This window comes from Bacteroidales bacterium (assembly GCA_013314715.1).
In the GTDB taxonomy this organism is placed as follows: Bacteria; Bacteroidota; Bacteroidia; order Bacteroidales; family GWA2-32-17; genus Ch61.
The window spans coordinates 1-4178 of sequence record JABUFC010000091.1 but is presented as its reverse complement, the minus strand read 5'-3'; the positions used below and the strand labels follow the sequence as shown (position 1 = coordinate 4178).

The following is a 4178-nucleotide window of genomic DNA, read 5'->3' as shown; positions in this document are numbered from 1 at the left end:
TTCAGCCACCGACGGTAAAAGACCTTTACTATTCGTTAAACACTAGTCTGTACGACCCAGCCCTTGCCCGCATGCTCAGCCCCGACAACTACGTGCCCGCTCCCCACAACCCACAAGCGTATAACCGATATAGCTATTGCCTTAATAATCCGCTGAAGTATGTTGACCCAGATGGCGAATTTATACAATACATAATTGGAGCAGTAATAGGCGGATTTGGCGGTTATATGATGGCTGATAATTTGGGCTACAAAGGTTGGGATAAATTTTGGCACACATTAGGTGGAGCTGCAATTGGAGGTGGTTGGGGAGCTTTTGCAGGTGGTGCAACTGCAGGTGGTTTGGGTACATGGATGAGTGGCGGTTCGGATGAGGATATTTTAAAAGGGGCTGCATTAGGTGGAGTTATGGGATTGGGTGTATATCATGCTTCTCTTGCATACAGTTACCATGCTTCTGGAATAAAAGGTACAGGATTAAAGTATAATCAGTATACCAGAATGATGAGATTAACCCAACGGTCAATGTTTTGGAATCGAGAAGGAAAATTTATTCCTAATTCAGAAGGTGGCTTTAATGTAAATGCGCTAGGAGATAGAAACAATACTGTACCATCTAATGTTCCTGGTGATTATGAAAATGCATTATTTGATTATCATACTCATCAGGAGTTTGGTTATGATCGTTTTTCAAACATCCAAGATGCTATTGCAGTCGGAAAAGATCCAGTAGGTACAGATGTAACTACTAGGCAGGCTTTAACACTTTTTGCTAATAGAGGAAAAATTGACCCAATGACAATGTATTTAGGTACCAGAGAAGGACAGATTCATTATTGGACACATTATGGTGTTCAAGGTACTTTAAATTATAATTTTTCACATGTTTTTACTCCATATAATTTATTGTGGTCTATGTCTTTAATTCGTTAATTATGAAATAGCCATGAGAATAAGTTCACAGCAACCGAAAATGAAATTATCACTCACAAATAAGCCTTGCTCTTTATTCGAATGGCGTATTCCATATGACCTTAATTTAAAAATTAAAAAATAATTACACATGAAAATATTAATTTCAATACTATTTATATATATAACTTCATTCTCTTTTGCACAGCATGGATTAAATGAAATCTCTCTTGAAATTAGTGGTCTCAAAAGAAAGCCTAATTACACACGAATTGATTTGTTTATTAAAGATGATAGTACTGCTATTGTTGAAATTAGAACGAAACCTTTAACTAAAGAAATGTTGTTTCAAAGGAGTAATCCAGATATCTCTTATAATATCAGCATAGAATTGTTTAATAAAGTCACAGGAATGTTTTCTGATTTATCAATAGAACAATTAATTAACGGAATGAATCCTGAAAACCCAAGTTTACGTCATGAACCTACCGGATTTACTCTTACAATTAGAGTGATGCAAGAATGTATCATTTTAGATATAGTTGAACCCGCCAACAATACAAAAGAACGGAACTTAGAGCCGTTTTTAGCAATTTGTAAGGAAATACTACTATTGGCGAAATTAAAACCTAAGGATTATCTTTAACTGAATAATTAAAAAGCCCGGCTATTCCGGGCTTTTTGCTTATAAAGCAGCTACATTTTTCTGAAAGAAATCTTTAAACTTCTTTTTGGTGAGCATGGGAAAAATAATTATAACAATTGTAATTTTTGAAAAAAAATTTTACCTTTACCCTCACTAATCCATCTATGCTACATCAGCAAAAAAATATTACGCTAACTTATAACGAAGTGGTTGATTATAATTGCAATAGCACAGCCATTTATCCGTTTTTTCAGCAGACGGCGATAAAAGAGCTTAACTATTGTTCAAACTTTAGCCTATACAACCCACAAGCGTATAACCGATATAGCTATTGCCTCAATAATCCACTGAAGTATGTTGACTCGGAAGGGAACCACCCATTATTAATAGCTGCTTTAATAGGAGCATCGTTTAGCACTTATACCGGATGGAAGGTAGGAAAAGCACATGGAGCCAAAGGCGAAGAAATGTTTGGTTATATTTTGGGTGGTGCTATTGTAGGTGGTGTTTCTGGTTTTGGTGGTGCAGGTCTGGGGACTCTTGCTTCAGAAATAGGTGTCACCGGTGTTTTGGGTGGTGTTGCATGGGGTGCTACATCTGGTGCTATAATGGGTGGTATTTCTGGTGGTATAACTTCAGCACTCGTTAATGGCGACTTTATAAGTGGTGCTAAAATAGTGGCTATAACTGGTGGTATCTTAGGTGGTATCATGGGTGGAATAAAGGGTTATTCTGATGCATTAGCTCAAGGAAGAAATCCTTGGACGGGGAGTAAACAGCCAGTAAGAAATAAGTATTTTTTTGATGCTTATTTAACTGATGAAATAAAACAAAATAATTTGAAGTATCTTCGTGTAGATGATAAACATATTAAATATGGAGTAAAAAGAATGAATAATGATATAATAGCTCTAACAGAACCTGATAAAAAAATTGGTACAATTTCAATAAACGGTTTAAAATATAATAGATATTCTGCTAAAATTTATTTTTCTAAAAAAATTGTTAATGATTTATATTATAATCAATCTTTAATTTCAGAAAAAGATATAATTGGAACATTCTACCATGAAAATAAACATGCTAGTGATATGATTTTTGGTAGGTATGATTATTATAATTTGAACTTTGGTGAAGATTTAGGAGACTTTATTCAGGAATACAATGCATATAAATATGAGTTTATTATGAACGGTACTGGATTTTATTCTCAATACAATACTTTGTTAAATAAACATATTTTTCTTATAAAATTAGCATTTCCTTATTATTAATGAAAATATTGTTTATTATATTGTTTATATTTATTGTTGAAAAATATTATTCACAACAAATTTCATTTGTGATAAGTGACTCTGTTAAAATTATTTCTATTTTAGATGAAAAATCGAAAAAGAAAAAGATAACATTGAGGACAACTATTGTCAATAATTCTGATAGTGTTAAAATATTACTTTTCTTTAATAAAAAAATACAAATTACAAGTACAAAAGTTTTTTCTGATACGTTAAATTTTGAAGATAGAAACGTTATATCAACTTGTTCAGGTTTGAGAGCTTTATTTTATGATTCATTAAATAATATAATTCAACCAGAGTTGATTAATTCAAATTTAAAAAAATTAAATTATGTTCAAAAATTAATAGAGAATAAACATTGTAGGAAGTTATTTAAAAATTATAATTTTTCAAAATTGTTAATATTATATCCACATGAAAATAAAAAGTTAAAAGTTAAAGTATTTTTAATAAATGAGTATAAACACCCTTTAATCTATACAAAAAATGAAATAGTAAAAGCTTTATATAAATATCCCTTAAACAAGGGGAATTACAATTTAGAATTAAATTATTTTATTCTAAACAAAAACTCATATATTCCTGATTACATAGAATATCCATTTTTATATACCAGATTTTTAAGTAATTTAAAAATTAATAGGTGTTATAAAAACGAGTTAGAAGAAAAAATATTTATTGGACACATTAAAAGTAATAAAATTAAATTATATGTTAAGTAAAGAGAAGTATGTTTTAATTTATAAAATTGTATTTAACATCATTTAGAATAGTTACTTTATTTAAATTTGTAACTTAAATCTAACAATTAATACATAAAAATTTTTTTTAAAAAAAATATTTTTATACCTTTACCCTCACAAATCCATCGATGCAACATCAGCCAAAAAATATCACGCTAACTTATAACGAAGTGGTTGGTTATAATTGCAATAACACAGCCATTTATCCGTTTTTTCAGCAGACGGCGATAAAAGAGCATTATTATTCGTCAAACACTAGTTTATACGACCCAGCCCTTGCCCGCATGCTTAGCCCCGACAACTACGTGCCCGCTCCCCACAACCCACAAGCGTATAACCGATATAGCTATTGCCTTAATAATCCGCTGAAGTATGTTGATCCGGAAGGGAACCACCCATTATTAATAGCTGCTTTAATAGGAGCATCGTTTGGCACTTATACCGGATGGAAGGTAGGAAAAGCACATGGAGCCAAAGGCGAAGAAATGTTTGGTTATATTTTGGGTGGTGCTATTGTAGGTGGCGTTTCTGGTTTTGGTGGTGCAATGATTGCATCAGGGAGTTTTGTAATGGCAAATAC

At 31.9% G+C, this 4178-nt stretch carries 4 protein-coding genes and 1 pseudogene; all 5 read left to right on the top strand.

Annotated features, from left to right (window positions below; translation table 11 throughout):
- Positions 1-215, top strand: a pseudogene (locus tag HPY79_12390) (hypothetical protein).
- Positions 216-1062: 847 nt separating this feature from the next.
- The gene (locus HPY79_12385; GenBank protein NSW46599.1) at positions 1063-1557 is read left to right on the top strand and encodes a hypothetical protein; all 495 of its coding nucleotides are present in this window, start codon (positions 1063-1065) and stop codon (positions 1555-1557) included.
- Positions 1558-1682: 125 nt separating this feature from the next.
- A complete protein-coding gene (locus HPY79_12380; GenBank protein NSW46598.1) occupies positions 1683-2831 on the top strand; it encodes a hypothetical protein in 1149 nt (382 codons plus the stop codon).
- Complete coding sequence (locus tag HPY79_12375) at positions 2831-3577, top strand: hypothetical protein (protein NSW46597.1); 747 nt, start codon at positions 2831-2833, stop codon at positions 3575-3577. The genes HPY79_12380 and HPY79_12375 overlap by 1 nt, the downstream gene beginning before the upstream one ends.
- Before the next feature lie 149 nt (positions 3578-3726).
- Positions 3727-4178: hypothetical protein (locus HPY79_12370; protein NSW46596.1), on the top strand; the 452-nt coding region annotated here is incomplete at its 3' end.